Source organism: Sphingomonas endophytica (assembly GCF_014199415.1).
Taxonomy (GTDB): domain Bacteria; phylum Pseudomonadota; class Alphaproteobacteria; order Sphingomonadales; family Sphingomonadaceae; genus Sphingomonas; species Sphingomonas endophytica.
This window is the reverse complement of sequence record NZ_JACIJN010000001.1, coordinates 401,410-417,721: the sequence shown is the minus strand read 5'-3', so window position 1 is coordinate 417,721 and position 16,312 is coordinate 401,410. Positions and strand designations below refer to the sequence as shown.

Below are 16,312 nucleotides of genomic sequence, written 5' to 3'. Positions count from 1 at the left end.
GCGTCACAGATCGAGCGCCCAGCCGTCGCGGCCCTTGGGGTCGATCGGGCGGGTCGGAACGTGGCGCTCGGCACCGGCGCTGAGCCGCAGGATCGACCAGTCGCCGCGGCGATCGACTGCCTCGACGGTGCAGCCGCAGGCGGTAAAGGCGCGCTCGACCTCGGCGCGCTGCGTCTCCAGCAGGCCGGCGAGCACGATCGCGGCGTGCGGTGCGGCGATCGCGGCGACCTCCGGGGCCATCGAGATAAGCGGGCCGGCGAGGATGTTGGCGATCAGCAAATCATAGGGCGCGCGCGCGGCGATCGCCTCCGACAGCGCGCCGTCGGCGACGATCAGCTCGATGCCGTCGACGTGGTTGGCCGCCATGTTCTCGCGCGTGACGTCGATCGCGGCGGGGTCGATGTCCGTCGCGGTGACCGATGCGGTTGGCCAGAGATGTGCGGCGGCGAAGGCGAGCAGCCCGGTGCCGGTGCCGAGATCGATCGCGTTGGTGACGGGGTGTGCGGCAAGCCCGTCGAGCATCGCAAGGCAGCCCGAGGTGGTGGCGTGGTGCCCGGTGCCGAACGCCTGACCCGCGTCGATCAGGAACGCGCGGCCACCTTCGGGCGCGTCGACAGGATGCGCGCTGGTGTGGACGACAAAGCGGCCCTCGCGGATCGGCTCCAGCCCGGCCTGACTCATCGTCACCCAGTCCTGCGCGGTCAGCGGCGTGACGGTCGGCGCGGTGCCGGCGGCACTCGGCACCAGCGCGGTGAGCGCGGCAAGCATCGCGGCGTCGGGCTCATGCTCGCAATAGGCGTCGAGCCGCCAATGCTCGCGATCGTCCTCGACCTCTTCGGTGGTCATCAGCACCGCGTCGATCGTCAGGTCGTCGGCGGCGTCGATCGCCTCGGCCTCGGCGCGGGTGCAGGGCAAGGTGACGCGCCAGCTGTCGATGTCAGCGGACATAGCTCGCTCCGTTGATGTCGAGGATTGCGCCGGTCATCGAGGGCGGGGCGTCGATCGCGCAGAAGCGCGCGAGCGTCGCGACCTCCGCCGGCTGCGCCACACGGCCGAGCGGGATGTCGGCGAGCAGTTTCTCGCCGCCGCGGCTGGCGAGATAGTCGTCGGCCATGCCGGTCATCGTGAAGCCCGGACAGATCGCGAAGGCGAGGATGTTGTCGCGGGCATAGCCGCGCGCGATCGTCTTGGTCATCGCGACCAGCCCGGCCTTCGCGGCGGCATAATGCCAGTGCGCGGGCGAGTCGCCGCGCCAGGCGGCGCGGCTCGCGACGTTGACCAGCCGCCCGCCGCCATTGCCCTGCCAGTGGCGGACGGCGTGGCGCGAGAGCTGCGCGGCGGCGGTGAGATTGATGCGCTGCGTCCGCTCCCAGCCGGCCAGCCAGTCGGCATCGTCACCGTCGAGCGGATTGGCCTCGAACACTCCGGCGTTGTTGATGAGCACGTCGATGCGGCCATCGAGCCGTTCGAGCGCCTCGGCCCAGAGCGCGTCGGGGGCGGCGGGGTCGGCGAAGTCGGCGGCGATTCCGCTGCTGGTGCCCTGTCCGGCGACCACCACGTCGGGGATCGTCGCCAGCGTTTCGGCGATCGCGGCACCGATGCCACGGCTGGCGCCGGTGATGAGGATGTTGGTCATGGCGCCGTCTGTAACGACGCCGCGCGGATCAGGCTACGTTGGCGAAGCCGTCCGCTTCCGCACGCAGCGTCTCGAAGCGCTGCGCGATCATCTCGAACGACTGGCCGAGCGACTCGACCTCGCCGGCGACGGTCTGCGTTCCTTCGCGGATCGCCGCGATCGTATGCGACATCGAGTCGGCGGTGAGCGCGGTCTCGTCGACGGCGGCGGTGATCGCAGTGACGGTGCGCGCCTGTTCGAACATCGAGTCGTTGATATGCCCCGCGGCGCCGCGCAGCTGCTCGATGCTGGTTTGGATCGAGGCGGATTTTTCGACGGTGACGCGGGTCGCGGCCTGGATCGCGGCGATCTTGGCGGCGATGTCGTCGGTTGCGCGCGCGGTCTGGTTGGCGAGGCTCTTCACCTCTTGCGCGACCACCGCGAACCCGCGGCCGGCATCCCCGGCGCGCGCGGCCTCGATCGTCGCGTTCAGCGCGAGCAGGTTGGTCTGGCCGGCGATGTCGCGGATCAGCCCGAGGATCGACTCGATCGATTTGGCGTGCTCGTCGAGCGCGGCCGAGGCGGCGACGGCGCCGTCCGCCTGATCGGTCGCGGCGGTGAGCGTCCGGGTCGCGACCTGCATGTCGCGCTGGACGCTGCCGATCGCGTTGATGAGCCCGGCGGCGGTCGAGGCGGCGTCGCGCATCGCCAGCGCGGATTGCTCGGCGGCGACCGAGACCTCGCTGGTCTTCTCGATCATCCCGCTGGCGGCACCGGCGGTCGAGCGCGCGCGGTCGCGCACCACCCGGCCGCGGGCGGCGATCGCATCGATACCGTTGCCGATGCGGGTGCGGAACGCGGCGGCGTGCTCGGCGCGCAATGCGCGGGCCCGCGCCACCCCGATCGCCCCGAGCTGGGTCGTGAGCAGATCCGATTCGAGCATCGCCATCCGCAGCAAGGCGTTGCCGAGCCGCAGCAGCCGCGGCGTGTCGTCGCCGACCGCGGCGGCGACCAGCTCGGTGACGCGGCAATGCGCCGCCGACAGCCCGGAGAGCAGGGCAGTGAGCGGGATGCCCGCCGCCTGCGAGTCGTCGACCTGCGTGACGACCATCTCCTGCCACGCGACGCTGAGCGGCGCGCGGTAGCGCAGCCGGGTGTAGTTCATCGCGACCTGCACCCGCCGTTCGCGATCTGGCGGCGACAGCTCGCGGACGGCCGCAGGGACGTTGTTGCGCGAGGCGAGATGCGTCCAGAAGGTCAGCGCGATCTCCGCCCAGGCGTCGCCGGCGTCGAGGATCGCGGCGATCTCGGCACAGTCGGCCAGCACGCGCCCGTCGGGATCGAAGTCGCGTGCGCGCTCGGCGAGCGGACGCAGATCGTGGTGGACGAGCGTGATCATCGTGACGGTCCCCCCAGAACGTCAGGCGGCGACGCGGGTGGCGAAATTGCCGGCGCGCGTGTCGAGATCGCCGAGACGGCTGGCAAGCGACTCGAAGCCGGCGCCGAGCTGGTCGATCTCGCTGGCGACCGCTTCGGTATCGGTGCGGATCGTCGCGATGGTGTGCGACATCGAGTCGGCGGCGAGCGCGGTCTCGTCGACCGCCGCGGTGATCGCGGTGACGGTCTGCGCCTGCGATTCCATCGCGTGGCGGATGCGGGTCGCGGAATCCTGCACCTCCGCCACCGTGTTGCGGATCGAGGCCGAGGTGTCGACGGTGACGCGGGTCGCGGCCTGGATCGCGGCGATCTTGGCGGCGATGTCGTCGGTGGCGCGCGCGGTCTGGTTGGCGAGGCTCTTCACTTCCTGCGCCACGACCGCGAAGCCGCGGCCGGCGTCACCGGCGCGGGCGGCTTCGATCGTGGCGTTGAGCGCGAGCAGGTTGGTCTGGCCGGCGATGTCGCGGATCAGCCCGAGGATCGACTCGATCGACTTGGCATGGTCGCTGAGCGCGCCCGACACGGTCACCGCGTCGCCGGCCTGCGAGGCGGCGCGGGTGGCGATGTCGGCAGCGACCTCGACCTCGGCGCGGGCGTCCTCGATCGCGCGGATCAACCCGGCGGCGGTGGAAGCGGCGTCACGCATCGCGACCGCGGATTGCTCGGCAGCGGCGGCGACCTCGCTGGTCTTCCCCAGCATCCCACGCGCCGACGACGACGCGACCGACGCCTGCGAGCGCAGGCTGTGCCCCTCATGCGTGGTGGCCTCGACCGTCGCCGCGATTTCATTCCGGAAATCGGCGGCCAGCTTGTCGCGCGCGCCCTGCGCATTGTGGGCGTTGTAGACCGAATAGATGGCGACGGTGATCTCGCCTTCCAGCGCCGAGAGCCGCATCAGCGTGTCGATGAGCTGCGGCAGCCGCGGATCCTCGCGCGGGACGTTGGCCATCAACACGCCGAGCGCGGCGCGGTCGCTGGCGCTGATCATCGCCAGCAGCGCCATCGGCGAGACCTTGGCGCCATAGGCCGAGGCCACCGACCGCTCGATCGACTCGACCCAGGCGCGCTCGCGCGTGCGCAGGAAGCGGTTTTCGAGAAAGGCGACGCCGATGTCGATCATTCGCTCGTCTTCATGCGCAGCGTGACTGGCGGTCGTGCCGAAGCAGCGCCGCCAGTGCGACCAGTAAGCGTCGGCGATCGTGCGGGCGTGCGGGCGCAGCGTCTCCCATGCGTCGCGCGCGGCGCGCGTCAGCTCGCCGCCCAGATCGAACACGTCGAAACGTGCATTGAGGTCCAGCGCGGCGGCGACGGATCCGATCGGCGGCAAATCGTTGGGCAACACCTGCTCCGTGCAGTAGGGAAGAACCGGCACCGGACTAGCGATGATCCGTTAACAGCGGGTTAGGGACCGTCACCGACTTTGGCGGTGCCGGACGGTCCGCTGCGCTTGCATCGCGCGCGCCACGGACGCATAGACCGCCGCAAACTCGCCAGCACCGGCCCATATTCAAGGAATTTCGCGCTTGGCCTCGAAACCCGCCCGCCCGCGCAGCCCGCATCTGTTCAGCGGGCCCATGCAGTTGCACTATCGCTGGAGCCCCGCGATGACCGCGTCGATCGTGCATCGCGCGACCGGCGACGGCATGGCGACGATCGGCACGCTGCTGCTGGTCTGGTGGCTGGCGGCGATCGCGGCGGGGCCAGCGGCCTATGGCGTGTTCCTCGACGTGTTCACCACCTCGACCGGGTCGCTGAACCTGCTCGGCTGGATCGTCGGGGTCGGGCTGACCTGGTCGGTGTTCCAGCATATGATGAGCGGCATCCGCCATCTGGTCATGGACACCGGCGCGGCGTTCGAGCTGAAGGTGAACCAGCGGCTGGCGCTGCTGACCTTCGTCGCCTCGACGTTGCTGACGATCGCCTTTTGGCTCTTTCTGGGGAACAAGTGATGGGCACCGAGATCGGTCGCGTTCGCGGGCTCGGCAGCGCCGGGCATGGCGCGCAGCATTGGTGGCACCAGAAGCTGACCGCGGGCACCAATTTCCTGCTGATCGTCTGGCTGCTCGCGTCGATCGCGACCTTGCCGTCCTATGATCATGGCACCGTGCGGCTGTGGCTGCATTCGGCGTGGGCGGCGATCCCGATGGCATTGCTGATCGCCTCGGTCTTCTACCATTTCCGGCTCGGCCTGCAGGTCGTCATCGAAGATTATTCGCACAAGGAAAGCCGCTTCGTGCTGACCGTCCTTGTCAACGTCTTCACGCTGGCGACCGCCGGCACCGCCATCTTCTCGATCCTCAAGGTCGCTTTCGGAGCCACCGCCTGATGTCTGCCGACGCTTACAAGATCATCGACCACACCTATGACGCGGTCGTCGTCGGTGCGGGCGGCTCGGGGCTGCGCGCCACGATGGGCATCGCCGAAAGCGGGCTGAAGACCGCGTGCATTACCAAGGTGTTTCCGACCCGGTCGCACACCGTGGCAGCGCAGGGCGGGATCGCGGCCTCGCTGGGCAACAACACGCCGGACCATTGGTCGTGGCACATGTTCGACACCGTCAAGGGCTCCGACTGGCTCGGCGACCAAGACGCGATCGAGTACATGGTCCGCGAGGCGCCCGCCGCCGTCTACGAGCTGGAGCACGCCGGTGTGCCGTTCAGCCGCAACGACAATGGCACGATCTACCAGCGGCCGTTCGGCGGGCACATGCAGAACATGGGCGAAGGCCCGCCGGTGCAGCGCACCTGTGCGGCCGCCGACCGGACCGGCCACGCCATGCTCCACGCGCTCTACCAGCAGAGCCTGAAGTATGACGCCGACTTCTACGTCGAATATTTCGCGCTCGACCTCATCATGGAGAACGGCGCGTGCCGCGGCGTGATCGCCTTGTGCATGGAAGACGGCTCGATCCACCGCTTCCGCGCGCATTCGGTGGTGCTGGCGACCGGCGGCGGCGGGCGCGTCTACCAGTCGGCGACCTCGGCGCACACCTGCACCGGTGACGGCAACGGCATGGCGCTGCGCGCCGGGCTCGCGTTGCAGGACATGGAGTTCGTGCAGTTCCACCCGACCGGCATCTATGGCGCGGGCGTGCTCATCACCGAGGGCGCGCGCGGCGAGGGCGGGTATCTCACCAACTCCGAGGGCGAGCGCTTCATGGAGCGCTATGCGCCGTCCGCCAAGGATCTGGCGAGCCGTGACGTGGTCGCGCGCTCGATGGCGATGGAGATGCGCGAGGGCCGCGGTGTCGGCAAGGACAAGGACCACATCTACCTCCACCTCGACCATATCGACCCCAAGGTGCTGCATGAGCGGTTGCCGGGGATCACCGAGACGGGGAAGATTTTCGCGGGCGTCGACCTGACGCGCCAGCCGCTGCCGGTGACCCCGACGGTCCATTACAACATGGGCGGCATTCCGTGTAACTACCACGGCGAGGTCGTGCGGCTGAAGGACGGCGATCCGGACTCGGTGGTACCCGGGCTGTTCGCGGTCGGGGAAGCGGCGTGCGTCTCGGTGCACGGCGCGAACCGGCTCGGCTCGAACTCGCTGATCGATCTGGTCGTCTTCGGGCGCGCGACCGGGCTGCGGCTCAAGGACACGCTCAAGCCGAACACGCCGCACAATCCGCTGCCCAAGGGCTCGGAAGAGATGGCGCTCGGACGGCTCGACCATTTCCGCCATGCCAGGGGCGGCACGCCGACCGCCAAGCTGCGCGCCGAGATGCAGCGCACGATGCAGCGGCATTGCGCGGTGTTCCGCGACAGCGAGCTGCTCAGCGAGGGCGTCGCCAGGATCGAGACGATCTACCAGGGGATGAACGACGTCAGCGTCGCGGATCGCTCGCTGATCTGGAACACCGATCTGGTCGAGACGATGGAACTCGACAATCTGATCGGCCAGGCGGTCGTGACGATGAAGAGCGCCGACAATCGCAAGGAAAGCCGCGGTGCGCATATGCACGAGGACTTCCCCGAGCGGGACGACGCGAACTGGATGAAGCACACGATCACCACCTTCGACGGCTGGGGCGGCAAGGGCGGCGCGACGCACATCGATTATCGCCCGGTGCATGATTACACGCTCACCGACGACATCGAGTATATCAAGCCGAAGAAGCGCGTTTACTGAGCCCATCCGCGTGCCCCGGCCGTGCGCCGGGGCTACGCTTGCTTCCGCGTGCCGGACGAAGCGGCGCTCCTGATCGAGCGCCGGGCGGCGGTTCGCGACCTAGAAACGTTGAGAAAGAGCGTGTGCCGAGTGGCACGCTCCGGATAGCGCATTGCGGCGATGTAGGACAGCGGCGGAACTCGCGCCGCGCTCGCGGCTTGAGCGCGGCATGACCGAGACCCACAACGCCGCCGCTTATCCGCTGCTCGCGGTTCCGCACATCCAGCTCCACGGCACCGTGGACGAGATGATGTACGCAAACTTCAAGGACCAGCTCGCCGCCGCGCCGGGCGACGGGCCGATCGTGGTGTCGATCACCACGCTCGGCGGCGACCCGGAGATGGCGCGCGCCATGGGTGACTCGATCCGGCTGCTGCGCGATTATACCGGGCGTGAGGCGCTGTTCCTCGGCAAGGTCGCGGTCTATTCGGCGGGGGCGACGTTCATGTCCGCCTTCCCGGTCGACAAAAGGTTCCTGACCCGCAACTCACGGATCATGATCCACGAGCGGCTGATGAACTCGACCATCCAGCTTTCGGGTCCGCTCAACACGCTCGCGCCGGTGCTCAAGGCCAAGCTCAACGAAATCGAGGATTCGATCCGCATCCAGGAAGAAGGGTTCGCCGACCTGGTGCGCGGCAGCAAGGTGTCGCTCGACGAGCTCAAGCAGCGCGCGCCCAACAATTGGTACATCGAGGCGGCCGAGGCGCGCGAGCTGGGGCTGGTGCTCGACATCATCTGACGCTCACGCAAAGGCCGGCGCGCGGCGGAGGTGCTGATAGGCGGTAATGACCTTGCGGAGCGCCGCCTCGTGCGTGCGGTCACCGCCATTGCGATCAGGGTGGTAGCGCCGGACCAGCTCCGAATAGCGTTTGCGCAGCGCATTGCGGTCGGCGTCGAGCGGCAGCCCGAGCGTTTCGAGGCTGCGGCGGTCCTCGCCCGACAGCGCGCGTCCTTCGGCACGCGGCGCGGTGCGCGCATATTTCGCGCCGATCGCATCGAGCGGGTCGCTGAAATCGGCCCAGCGCGGTCCCTGATCGCCCATCCGCGTCCGCGAGAAGGCGCGGGTTTCGCGCTCCCAGCCCGCCAGCGGCCGCTGCGCCTGGTGGATCTCGTCGGCGCTCATGCCGTCGAAGTAATTATAGCCGGCGTTGAACGCACGGACATGGTCGAGGCAGAACCAGCGGAAGCGTGGCGGGCCGTCGTGCGCGCAGGCACCCTCCAGAGGCGGCGCACGGAACTCGCCGGGTTCGGCGCAGCCGGGATGCGCGCACGGGCGGTCGGAATCCGCTACCCGGCCGTGGAAACGCGTATGAGGTCGATCGTTCTGGGGCTTCACCACTCACCCGTCGCTTGACGCACAAAGCGCACTATATGGGGTCGCATGACTGACACCGCCACCGGCACGATCGCGGCCGACATCACCGAGCGGCTGACCGCCGCGCTGTCTCCGACCCGGCTCGAGGTCATCAACGAAAGCGCGCAGCATCGCGGGCATCTCGGCGATGACGGCACCGGTGAGAGCCACTTCCGCGTCATCGTCGAGAGCGCGGCATTCGCCGGCCAGTCGCGGGTCGCGCGGCAACGGCTGGTCAACCGCGCGCTCGCCGATCTGCTCGCCGCACGGATCCATGCGCTGGCGATCCAGGCGAAGGCGCCCGGCGAGTGACGTACGACCTGTGGTACTGGCCGACGATCCAAGGGCGCGGCGAGTTCGTGCGGCTGGTGCTCGAGGCGGGCGGGATCGCCTATCGCGACCGGGCGCGGACGGACGGCGTCGAGGCGATGATGCACGATATGGCGGCGCGCGGTCCGCGCGCGCCGTTCGCGCCGCCCTATTTGGTCGCGGGCGACACGACCGTCGCACAGGTGGCGGATATCGTGCTGTTCCTGCAGGACCGGCACGGCATCGAGCCGCGTGACGAAGCAGCACGCTACTGGCTCCACCAGCTGCAGCTGACGGTGGCCGATCTGGTTGCGGAAGTGCATGCGGTGCATCACCCGGTCGATCCGATGGCTTATTACGACGAGCAACGTGCCGAGGCGATGCGCGCCGCCGCGCAATTCCGCGCCGCGCGGCTTCCCAAATTCCTCGGCCATTTCGAGGCGGCGCTCGGCGCGGCGGATGGTGCGTTCGTGGCCGGGGAGAAGTGGAGCGGGATCGACATGGCCCTGTTCCAGATCGTGGCCGGGCTCCGCTACATGTTTCCGCGCCGGATGGCGGCGCTTGCCGGGGACTATCCCCGGCTGGCGGCGCTGCATGACGGAGTGGCGGCGCTGCCCGCCGTGGCGGCCTATCTGGCGAGCGACCGGCGCGTGGCGTTCAACACCGACGGCATCTTCCGCCACTATCCCGAGCTGGACGGCGACTGACCCGCCGCCGCCCGCCCGGCGATGCGCCCGTCAGTCCTTGAGGCTGGCGGGAACGGTGCCGCCGCTCTTCTCCAGCTCGCGCATCACCGCCTTGTGGAGCCAGATGTTCATTTCGGCCGATCCGTCCTTCGCGCCGCTATAGCCGAGCTCGGTGGCCAGTTCCTTGCGGTTGGCGAGGCTGGAATCGAGATCGAGCAGCTTCATCAGATCGACGATCGACGTCCGCCAGTTGAGATCGGGATTGCCCTTCTGCTGCGCGATCCCGGTCAGCACCGCCTCGACGTCGACCGGCTGCTGCGGCGCGGCCGGCGCGGGGCTGGGGGCGGCGGGCGCCGCGGTCGCGCCCGGCGCGCTCGGCGCCGTCGGGGCGGGCGTCGGCGCCGCGGCCGGCGCGTCCTTCTTGCCGCCGAACTGTCCGCCCAGCGGGCCGTGGTCGCCAAAGATCGCCTTCTTGATCGCGCCGAAGATGCTCATGTCGGATGGCTCCTGTGTGGTGAATGCTGCGGGGGCAACGTCGCCGGACGAGGAAGGTTCAGGTGGATCGGGGGAGACGGCACGGGCGAGGAACCACGCGTCGCGCTCGCGGGTGAGGTGCAGGACCAGCCCGCGGTCGCTGTCTTCGGGCGGATCGCCCATTAGCGCTTCCTCGGCATCGGTCAGCGAGCGTTCGTAATCGGCATCGGCGGGATCGCCGTTTTCGATGCCGAGGAAGTCCGCGGGCGGCGGGAAGTAGGTGCGCCAATCCTCTGCCTGATCGTCCCACCATACCGGCTCGGCGGGTGCGGCCGAATGTTGCGAACGTTGAGACGCCGGCGGGGTTGTTTCCGCGGCGGGCGGGGCGGCGAAGGCGATCAGCCCGGCGGCCTCGGCGCGCGTCCATTGCTCGGCGGACCAATGCTGGCGCTGCGCGGGGTCGAGATCGGCGACCGGCACGTCGGCGGCACTGGCGTGGCCGGTGCGCGCGAAGCGGTCCGCGGCGGCGAGCCCGTAGAGCGGGGCGAGATCGACGGCGGTTTCGGCATCGGCGTCGAGCATGCCGCTGCGCTGCGCGAGGAACAGCCCGGCGCGCGCGGCACCGCCGCCTCCCGCGACGAGATCGAGATAGGCGTCGAACTCCTGCGCGACGAGCCGCGCGGCCTTGACGTCGGTGTCGGGGGCGGCCTCGACCTGCCGGTCGAGCCGCGCGAGCAGGCTCATCGCGAGGCGGTTGTCGTGGCGGTGGCGGGTGACGACCGAGCCGTCGGCACGGGTGTAGGTGTCGGTCTGGCCGTCGAGCGCGCGGACCATCAGCGTCTCGGCGACGACCTCCCGCGCGACCAGCGACGCGGCGCGCCAGCCGAGCGCGAACGCCGCGCCCTTGGCGGTGCGGCGGAAGGCATAGGCGGAGGTGGCGGACAGCCCGACGCGCGCGCAGGCGGCGTCGACGCCGTGGCCCTCGGCGATCGCTTCGAGGAAGGCGCGCTGGTTGGTGGCGGACCAGCCGTCGTGGCGGCGGGATTGGGTGGTTTCGGTGAGGAGGGTGATGGCGGGCGGCGGCGTCGTGGCCCGGCGGGCGGGGGCGGTGATGCCTTCCATCGGGGTCATGACGGTCATTTTGGGTGCGCCTCCTGCGGAAAGGGTGCGGGAGGGTGGCTTATGTTGGAGGGTGTAGGACAGGCCGCCGCGCCGAGGTGGCAGCGCAGCTACCGGCGCGGCGAACCGCGGCGGCCTCGGCCGGCGGCGCGGAAAGCGCCGTCCGACGACGCGGCTTTGCCGCGGCGGGTTGTTGACTGCGCCACTTATGTAGCTACATAATTGCGGCGTGGAGATCAGCTTCGACCCTGCCAAGCGTGCGAAGACATTGGCCGAGCGAGGGCTGGACTTCGCCGATGCCGGGCAGATGTTCGCCGGTTTGACGATGACACGGCCCGATGATCGCTTCGACTATCCCGAGCCGCGCTTCCAGACGTTTGGTTTGTTGAACGAACGGCTGGTGGTTGTGGTGTGGGCGGAGGTGGACGGACATCGTCGCATCATCTCGATGAGGAAGTGCAATGAGCGAGAGCAGCATTGGTTTGCCCGGCAGCTGGGTTGACCCCGACGACGCACCGGAGTGGACGGAAGAGATGTTTGCCGAGGCGGAGATCGCGGTCGGGGGCAAGGTCGTTCGAGCAGGCAAGTGGCGGAACGCCGGCCGCCCGCCACTTGGGCTGGCGGCGAAGCGGCAGGTAACGTTGCGGCTCGATCCAGAGGTGATCGAGAAGTTTCGCGAGGGCGGGCCGGGGTGGCAGGGGCGGATGAACGAAGCGCTACGGAAGGCGGCGGGTTTGTGACTTAGCGTTTTTCGCCTCGCCTGTAATCTAGAAGGCTCAGCAGATTAGTGAAATTCACCACACCCCAGCACTCCCTCATGGCGAGGCTGAGAAGGAGATAAAGCCAAAATCCCGATAATAGCGAGTCGGTCTCCTGCCCGAAAACAATTATTGACAAGCCCCCACCCGCCATTATCGCCACATAAGTTACCATTAGCATGATGACGAGTATGGCTAGCTGAAAGCCGTATACGTAGTCTTCGGCGCGCCGATCGTTTCTGAAAAGGGCATCTCTTAGGTCGGCAGATTGGAGAAGCGTCGATGCGCGTGTAGTCCATGCCAGCGACATGCCGATCAAAATAGAGGATGCTGGGAAAAGCGCCTTCGCTGCAAAGGTAAATGGGTCGGACTTGATAAGAAGCGTAGCGACCGTGGCAATGGCGACATGAACCAGAAGAAAACTATTCGCAATATTGCCTATTCCTCGGGGCGATCCGGGCTGGCGATGTAGCAACCATTTCCAGAATGTTTGCTTTACAAATCCACTGGGCCTCGAACCCTATGGTAAGCTCGCTTCGTGGCATCGAGTATTGACGAAAATACCGACTCGCGAGGTGACGGTTCAACGCGCTCTACCACCGGATTTCCTGACAGATGTACGCGCTTGGGCGGGCCACCCTCTCCCGTCCGTACGCTGGCGGACGCCTGCTCCCCGTCCGCTGCGACAGCTTTGGCCACGTCCTCAATCAAGCCCTTATCGAGACTTTCGCCTTCAACTTCAACGCGTGTTCTTTCGCCGCCAGCCTCTTTGGTAAACTCCTTCGCAGGTCCCTGGATCAATCTGTCAACATCATGTGGATTCGGCCAAGTGACTGTAAAACTGAAACGAATGACCGCTTCTGCTTCCCGGATCGAAGAGATGAAGTCGATAGGATCCGGAATTGGTTCGACTACAATCTCGTAGTTTGACTCTCTGGCATACGGCGCAGAGTTCAGTAGCTTGGCCAATTTTCCGGCGATTTCACTCGAGCTTTGTGAAACGCCACCCTTGCGAATTATACCACAGGACTGAGTTTCTTTATCAAACACGCCGAGCGTGAACGGAGCTCGCATTGCCTCCTCTTCAACGAAGTTGTGCGTGCTCAGATCAAATTGTGGTGTAGTGACAGCTTGCGTTCGACCCATGGCAAACCCGACGCCGCTTTCGTCAATTCTTTCTACGTTCCCGATGTGCCACTCTGATCCTCTCCCAACCATCCGCAGTCGGTTTCGACTCTAACGATCGTACAATGACAGACACAGGGTCGCTTGCCTCACGAAGAAAATCGCCTTGCGGCATGCCCTCGCATTTCACACGAAGTATCTGGATATAGAACATCGGCCCCTCCCAGGGCCAAATTACCCGGCTGCATGTTGCCTGTCATCATTCCTCGAAAGCAACGGCGCCAGATACCGCCCCGTAAAGCTCCGCGGCTCCTTCACCACCTCCTCGGGCGTGCCGGCGGCGACGATCTCGCCGCCCTTCACGCCGCCTTCAGGCCCCAGATCGACGATCCAGTCGGCGGTCTTGATGACGTCGAGGTTGTGCTCGATCACCACCACGGTGTTGCCCTGCTCGACCAAGGCATGGAGCACCTCCAGCAGCTTGCGAACGTCCTCGAAATGCAGGCCGGTGGTCGGTTCGTCGAGAATATACAGCGTGTTGCCGGTGGCGCGGCGGCTGAGTTCCTTGGCGAGCTTGACGCGCTGCGCCTCGCCGCCCGACAGCGTCGTCGCCTGTTGCCCGACCTTGACGTAGCCGAGCCCGACCTCGACCAGCATCGCCATCTTGTCGCGGATCGGCGGGACGGCGGCGAAGAAGCTCGCGGCGTCCTCGACGGTCATGTCGAGCACGTCGGCGATGCTGTGCCCCTTGTGCTTCACCTCCAACGTCTCGCGATTGTAGCGCGCGCCGTGGCAGACGTCGCAGGTGACATAGACGTCGGGGAGGAAGTGCATCTCGATCTTGAGCACGCCGTCACCCTGGCACGCCTCGCAGCGCCCGCCCTTGACGTTGAACGAGAAACGCCCGGGCTTGTAGCCGCGCGCCTGTGACTCGGGCAGCCCCGCGAACCAGTCGCGGATCTGCGTGAACGCGCCGGTGTAGGTGGCGGGGTTGGAGCGCGGGGTGCGGCCGATCGGCGACTGGTCGATGTCGATGACCTTGTCGAGATGCTGGAGCCCGGTGATCTTGTCGTGCTTGCCCGCGAGGATGCGGGCGCCGTTGAGCGTGCGCGCCGCGGCGGCATAGAGCGTGTCGATCGTGAAGCTCGACTTGCCCGACCCCGACACGCCGGTGATGCAGGTGAAGGTGCCGAGCGGGATCGACGCGGTGACGCCGGTCAGGTTGTTGGCGGTGGCGTTGTGGACGGTGAGCTTCTTGCCCGAGCCCTTGCGGCGCTTCGCCGGGACCGCGACTTCGCGGGTGCCGTTGAGGTAATCGGCGGTGATTGAGGTCTTGCTCTTCAGCAATTGCTTGACGGTGCCCTGCGCCACGATCTGCCCGCCGTGGACGCCCGCGCCCGGCCCCATGTCGATCACGTAATCGGCCATGCGGATCGCATCCTCGTCATGCTCGACGACGATCACGGTGTTGCCGAGGTCGCGCAGCCGCCGCAGCGTGGCGAGCAGCATGTCGTTGTCGCGCTGGTGGAGGCCGATCGACGGCTCGTCGAGGACGTAGAGCACGCCCGACAGCCCGCTGCCGATCTGGCTGGCGAGGCGGATGCGCTGACTCTCGCCGCCCGACAGCGTGCCGCTGGTGCGGTCGAGGTTGAGATAGTCGAGCCCGACGTTGTTGAGGAAGCCAAGCCGCTCGATGATCTCCTTCAGGATCCGCTCGGCGATCGCGCGCTGCTGGTCGCCGAGGTGGTTGGGGAGGTCGGTGAAGAAGGCGAGCGCGTCGACGACGCTCATCCTGGTGGCGTGGCTGATGTCTTCGCCGGCGATCTTGACCGCCAGCGCCTCGGGCTTGAGCCGCGCGCCCTTGCAGACCTCGCACGGCTGGCTCGACTGGTATTTGGACAGCTCCTCCTTCATCCACGCGCTCTCGGTCTGGAGCAGGCGGCGGTTGAGGTTGCCGATCACGCCCTCGAACGGCTTCTTGACGTCGTAGCTCTTCTTGCCGTCGATAAAGGTCAGCGTCACCGCCTTGCCCTCGGTGCCGTAGAGGATCTTGTCGGCGATCTCGGGGTGCAGCTCGCCCCAGGCGGTGTCGAGCGAGAAGCCGAACTCCCGCGCGAGGCTGGCCATCACCTGCATGTAATAAGGCGAGGGCGGGTTGGACTTGGCCCAGGGGACGACCGCGCCCTTCTTGATCGAGAGTTCATGGTTGGGCACGACGAGGTCCTCGTCGAACACCAGCTTCTCGCCGAGCCCGTCGCACGCCGGGCAGGCGCCCTGCGGCGCGTTGAACGAGAAGAGCCGCGGCTCGATCTCGGCGATGGTGAAGCCGCTGACCGGGCAGGCGAACTTTTCTGAGAAAACGATGCGGCCGGGCGGGGCGTGGTCGCCGAGCACGACGCTTTCGGGGGTGCGCGGCTCGACCGGGTCCGCGGGATCGATATAGGCGAGGCCGTCGGCGAGCTTGAGCGCGGTCTCGAAACTGTCGGCGAGGCGGGTGGCGGCGTTCTCGTTCACCGCGAGGCGATCGACGACCACCTCGATATCGTGCTTGTACTTCTTGTCGAGCGCGGGGGCCTCGTCGATCTCGTGGATCGTGCCGTCGATGCGGACGCGGGTGAAGCCCGCCTTCTGCCACTCGGCCAGCTCCTTGCGATACTCACCCTTGCGCCCGCGCACGACCGGCGCGAGCAGGTAGAGCCGCGTGCCCTCAGGAAGCGCCATGACGCGGTCGACCATCTGGCTGACGGTCTGCGCGGCGATCGGCAGCCCAGTGACCGGCGAATAGGGCACGCCGACGCGCGCCCACAGCAGCCGCATGTAATCGTAGATCTCGGTGACCGTCGCGACCGTCGAGCGCGGGTTGCGGCTGGTGGTCTTCTGCTCGATCGAGATCGCGGGGGACAGGCCCTCGATATGGTCGACGTCGGGCTTTTGCATCAGCTCGAGGAACTGCCGCGCATAGGCCGACAGCGATTCGACGTAGCGGCGCTGCCCCTCGGCATAGATGGTGTCGAAGGCGAGGCTCGACTTGCCCGACCCCGACAGCCCGGTGATCACCGTCAGCGTATCGCGCGGAATATCGACGCTCACGTCCTTGAGGTTGTGCTCGCGCGCGCCGCGGACGGAGATCGTCGTCAATGCCATAAGGGAGTTTGTTCCATATCTGTTCGGCCGCGTCCAGCCCGGCGGCGAACGCGCGATGTGGGGCGGGTGCCGCACTGCGGCAAGACGCACGGGCGACACGACAGTTGCGGGGCGGCGG

The 16,312-nt window shown here is 67.4% G+C and carries 16 protein-coding genes; 8 read left to right on the top strand and 8 right to left on the bottom strand.

The window, feature by feature from the left end; genetic code table 11:
- Positions 1–3: 3 nt before the first annotated feature.
- From FHS97_RS01920 to FHS97_RS01905, 4 genes are read right to left on the bottom strand one after another with little or no spacing between them, the layout of a single operon-like run.
- Entirely contained in the window at positions 4–948 is a 945-nt protein-coding gene (locus FHS97_RS01920; protein ID WP_184032747.1) for a 50S ribosomal protein L11 methyltransferase, read from the bottom strand.
- Positions 938–1,636 (bottom strand): SDR family NAD(P)-dependent oxidoreductase, encoded by a 699-nt coding sequence (locus FHS97_RS01915; protein WP_184032746.1) that lies wholly within the window; start codon positions 1,634–1,636, stop codon positions 938–940. The genes FHS97_RS01920 and FHS97_RS01915 overlap by 11 nt, the downstream gene beginning before the upstream one ends.
- A gap of 28 nt (positions 1,637–1,664) precedes the next feature.
- Entirely contained in the window at positions 1,665–3,014 is a 1,350-nt protein-coding gene (locus FHS97_RS17595; protein WP_184032744.1) for a methyl-accepting chemotaxis protein, read from the bottom strand.
- 21 nt (positions 3,015–3,035) lie between these two features.
- Positions 3,036–4,391 carry a methyl-accepting chemotaxis protein gene (locus FHS97_RS01905; protein WP_246346365.1) on the bottom strand — a complete coding sequence of 452 codons (1,356 nt, stop codon included), beginning with the start codon at positions 4,389–4,391 and terminating at the stop codon, positions 3,036–3,038.
- A 184-nt stretch (positions 4,392–4,575) separates the two neighbouring features.
- Between FHS97_RS01905 and sdhC the strand changes: the two genes are divergently transcribed.
- From sdhC to FHS97_RS01885, 4 genes are all read left to right on the top strand, one after another.
- The gene (sdhC, locus tag FHS97_RS01900) at positions 4,576–5,001 is read left to right on the top strand and encodes a succinate dehydrogenase, cytochrome b556 subunit (RefSeq protein ID WP_281391585.1); all 426 of its coding nucleotides are present in this window, start codon (positions 4,576–4,578) and stop codon (positions 4,999–5,001) included.
- On the top strand, positions 5,001–5,378 hold the full coding sequence (sdhD, locus tag FHS97_RS01895) for a succinate dehydrogenase, hydrophobic membrane anchor protein (RefSeq protein ID WP_184032743.1): 378 nt from the start codon (positions 5,001–5,003) through the stop codon (positions 5,376–5,378). Before sdhC ends, sdhD begins: the two co-directional genes overlap by 1 nt.
- A complete protein-coding gene (gene sdhA / locus FHS97_RS01890; protein WP_184032742.1) occupies positions 5,378–7,183 on the top strand; it encodes a succinate dehydrogenase flavoprotein subunit in 1,806 nt (601 codons plus the stop codon). The genes sdhD and sdhA overlap by 1 nt, the downstream gene beginning before the upstream one ends.
- Before the next feature lie 208 nt (positions 7,184–7,391).
- A complete protein-coding gene (locus tag FHS97_RS01885) occupies positions 7,392–7,964 on the top strand; it encodes a ClpP family protease (RefSeq protein WP_184032741.1) in 573 nt (190 codons plus the stop codon).
- Positions 7,965–7,967: 3 nt separating this feature from the next.
- On the opposite strand, the gene FHS97_RS01880 is transcribed toward FHS97_RS01885, so the two are convergent.
- Positions 7,968–8,561, bottom strand: a complete 594-nt coding sequence (locus tag FHS97_RS01880) for a DnaJ domain-containing protein (protein WP_184033034.1) — start codon at positions 8,559–8,561, stop codon at positions 7,968–7,970.
- Positions 8,562–8,606: 45 nt separating this feature from the next.
- On the opposite strand from FHS97_RS01880, the gene FHS97_RS01875 reads away from it, so the two are divergent.
- Positions 8,607–8,891: a BolA family protein gene (locus FHS97_RS01875; RefSeq protein WP_184032740.1), complete on the top strand. Its 285-nt coding sequence runs from the start codon at positions 8,607–8,609 to the stop codon at positions 8,889–8,891.
- Positions 8,888–9,595 carry a glutathione S-transferase family protein gene (locus FHS97_RS01870; protein ID WP_184032739.1) on the top strand — a complete coding sequence of 236 codons (708 nt, stop codon included), beginning with the start codon at positions 8,888–8,890 and terminating at the stop codon, positions 9,593–9,595. The genes FHS97_RS01875 and FHS97_RS01870 overlap by 4 nt, the downstream gene beginning before the upstream one ends.
- Before the next feature lie 30 nt (positions 9,596–9,625).
- Here FHS97_RS01870 and FHS97_RS01865 read toward each other — a convergent pair whose 3' ends face one another.
- Positions 9,626–10,069, bottom strand: coding sequence for a DUF3597 domain-containing protein (locus FHS97_RS01865; RefSeq protein ID WP_184033033.1), 444 nt, complete (start codon positions 10,067–10,069; stop codon positions 9,626–9,628).
- Positions 10,070–11,396: 1,327 nt separating this feature from the next.
- Between FHS97_RS01865 and FHS97_RS01860 the strand changes: the two genes are divergently transcribed.
- Positions 11,397–11,669 carry a BrnT family toxin gene (locus FHS97_RS01860; protein ID WP_184032738.1) on the top strand — a complete coding sequence of 91 codons (273 nt, stop codon included), beginning with the start codon at positions 11,397–11,399 and terminating at the stop codon, positions 11,667–11,669.
- Positions 11,629–11,907, top strand: coding sequence for a BrnA antitoxin family protein (locus FHS97_RS01855; RefSeq protein WP_184032737.1), 279 nt, complete (start codon positions 11,629–11,631; stop codon positions 11,905–11,907). The genes FHS97_RS01860 and FHS97_RS01855 overlap by 41 nt, the downstream gene beginning before the upstream one ends.
- A 513-nt stretch (positions 11,908–12,420) precedes the next feature.
- Here the strand turns inward: FHS97_RS01855 and FHS97_RS01850 are convergent.
- Both FHS97_RS01850 and uvrA read right to left on the bottom strand, forming a co-directional pair.
- Positions 12,421–12,999, bottom strand: coding sequence for a hypothetical protein (locus FHS97_RS01850; protein ID WP_184032735.1), 579 nt, complete (start codon positions 12,997–12,999; stop codon positions 12,421–12,423).
- Between the two features lie 285 nt (positions 13,000–13,284).
- On the bottom strand, positions 13,285–16,194 hold the full coding sequence (uvrA, locus tag FHS97_RS01845; RefSeq protein ID WP_184032734.1) for an excinuclease ABC subunit UvrA: 2,910 nt from the start codon (positions 16,192–16,194) through the stop codon (positions 13,285–13,287).
- Positions 16,195–16,312 lie beyond the last annotated feature (118 nt).

What these genes read in the sequence shown, in the direction of transcription:
- FHS97_RS01920 (WP_184032747.1), bottom strand. Translation starts at nt 948, where the DNA reads ATGTCCGCTGACATCGACAGCTGGCGCGTCACCTTGCCCTGCACCCGC.
- FHS97_RS01915 (WP_184032746.1), bottom strand. Translation starts at nt 1,636, where the DNA reads ATGACCAACATCCTCATCACCGGCGCCAGCCGTGGCATCGGTGCCGCG.
- FHS97_RS17595 (WP_184032744.1), bottom strand. Translation starts at nt 3,014, where the DNA reads ATGATCACGCTCGTCCACCACGATCTGCGTCCGCTCGCCGAGCGCGCA.
- sdhD (WP_184032743.1), top strand. Translation starts at nt 5,001, where the DNA reads ATGGGCACCGAGATCGGTCGCGTTCGCGGGCTCGGCAGCGCCGGGCAT.
- sdhA (WP_184032742.1), top strand. Translation starts at nt 5,378, where the DNA reads ATGTCTGCCGACGCTTACAAGATCATCGACCACACCTATGACGCGGTC.
- FHS97_RS01885 (WP_184032741.1), top strand. Translation starts at nt 7,392, where the DNA reads ATGACCGAGACCCACAACGCCGCCGCTTATCCGCTGCTCGCGGTTCCG.
- FHS97_RS01875 (WP_184032740.1), top strand. Translation starts at nt 8,607, where the DNA reads ATGACTGACACCGCCACCGGCACGATCGCGGCCGACATCACCGAGCGG.
- FHS97_RS01865 (WP_184033033.1), bottom strand. Translation starts at nt 10,069, where the DNA reads ATGAGCATCTTCGGCGCGATCAAGAAGGCGATCTTTGGCGACCACGGC.
- FHS97_RS01855 (WP_184032737.1), top strand. Translation starts at nt 11,629, where the DNA reads ATGAGCGAGAGCAGCATTGGTTTGCCCGGCAGCTGGGTTGACCCCGAC.
- FHS97_RS01850 (WP_184032735.1), bottom strand. Translation starts at nt 12,999, where the DNA reads ATGCGAGCTCCGTTCACGCTCGGCGTGTTTGATAAAGAAACTCAGTCC.
- uvrA (WP_184032734.1), bottom strand. Translation starts at nt 16,194, where the DNA reads ATGGCATTGACGACGATCTCCGTCCGCGGCGCGCGCGAGCACAACCTC.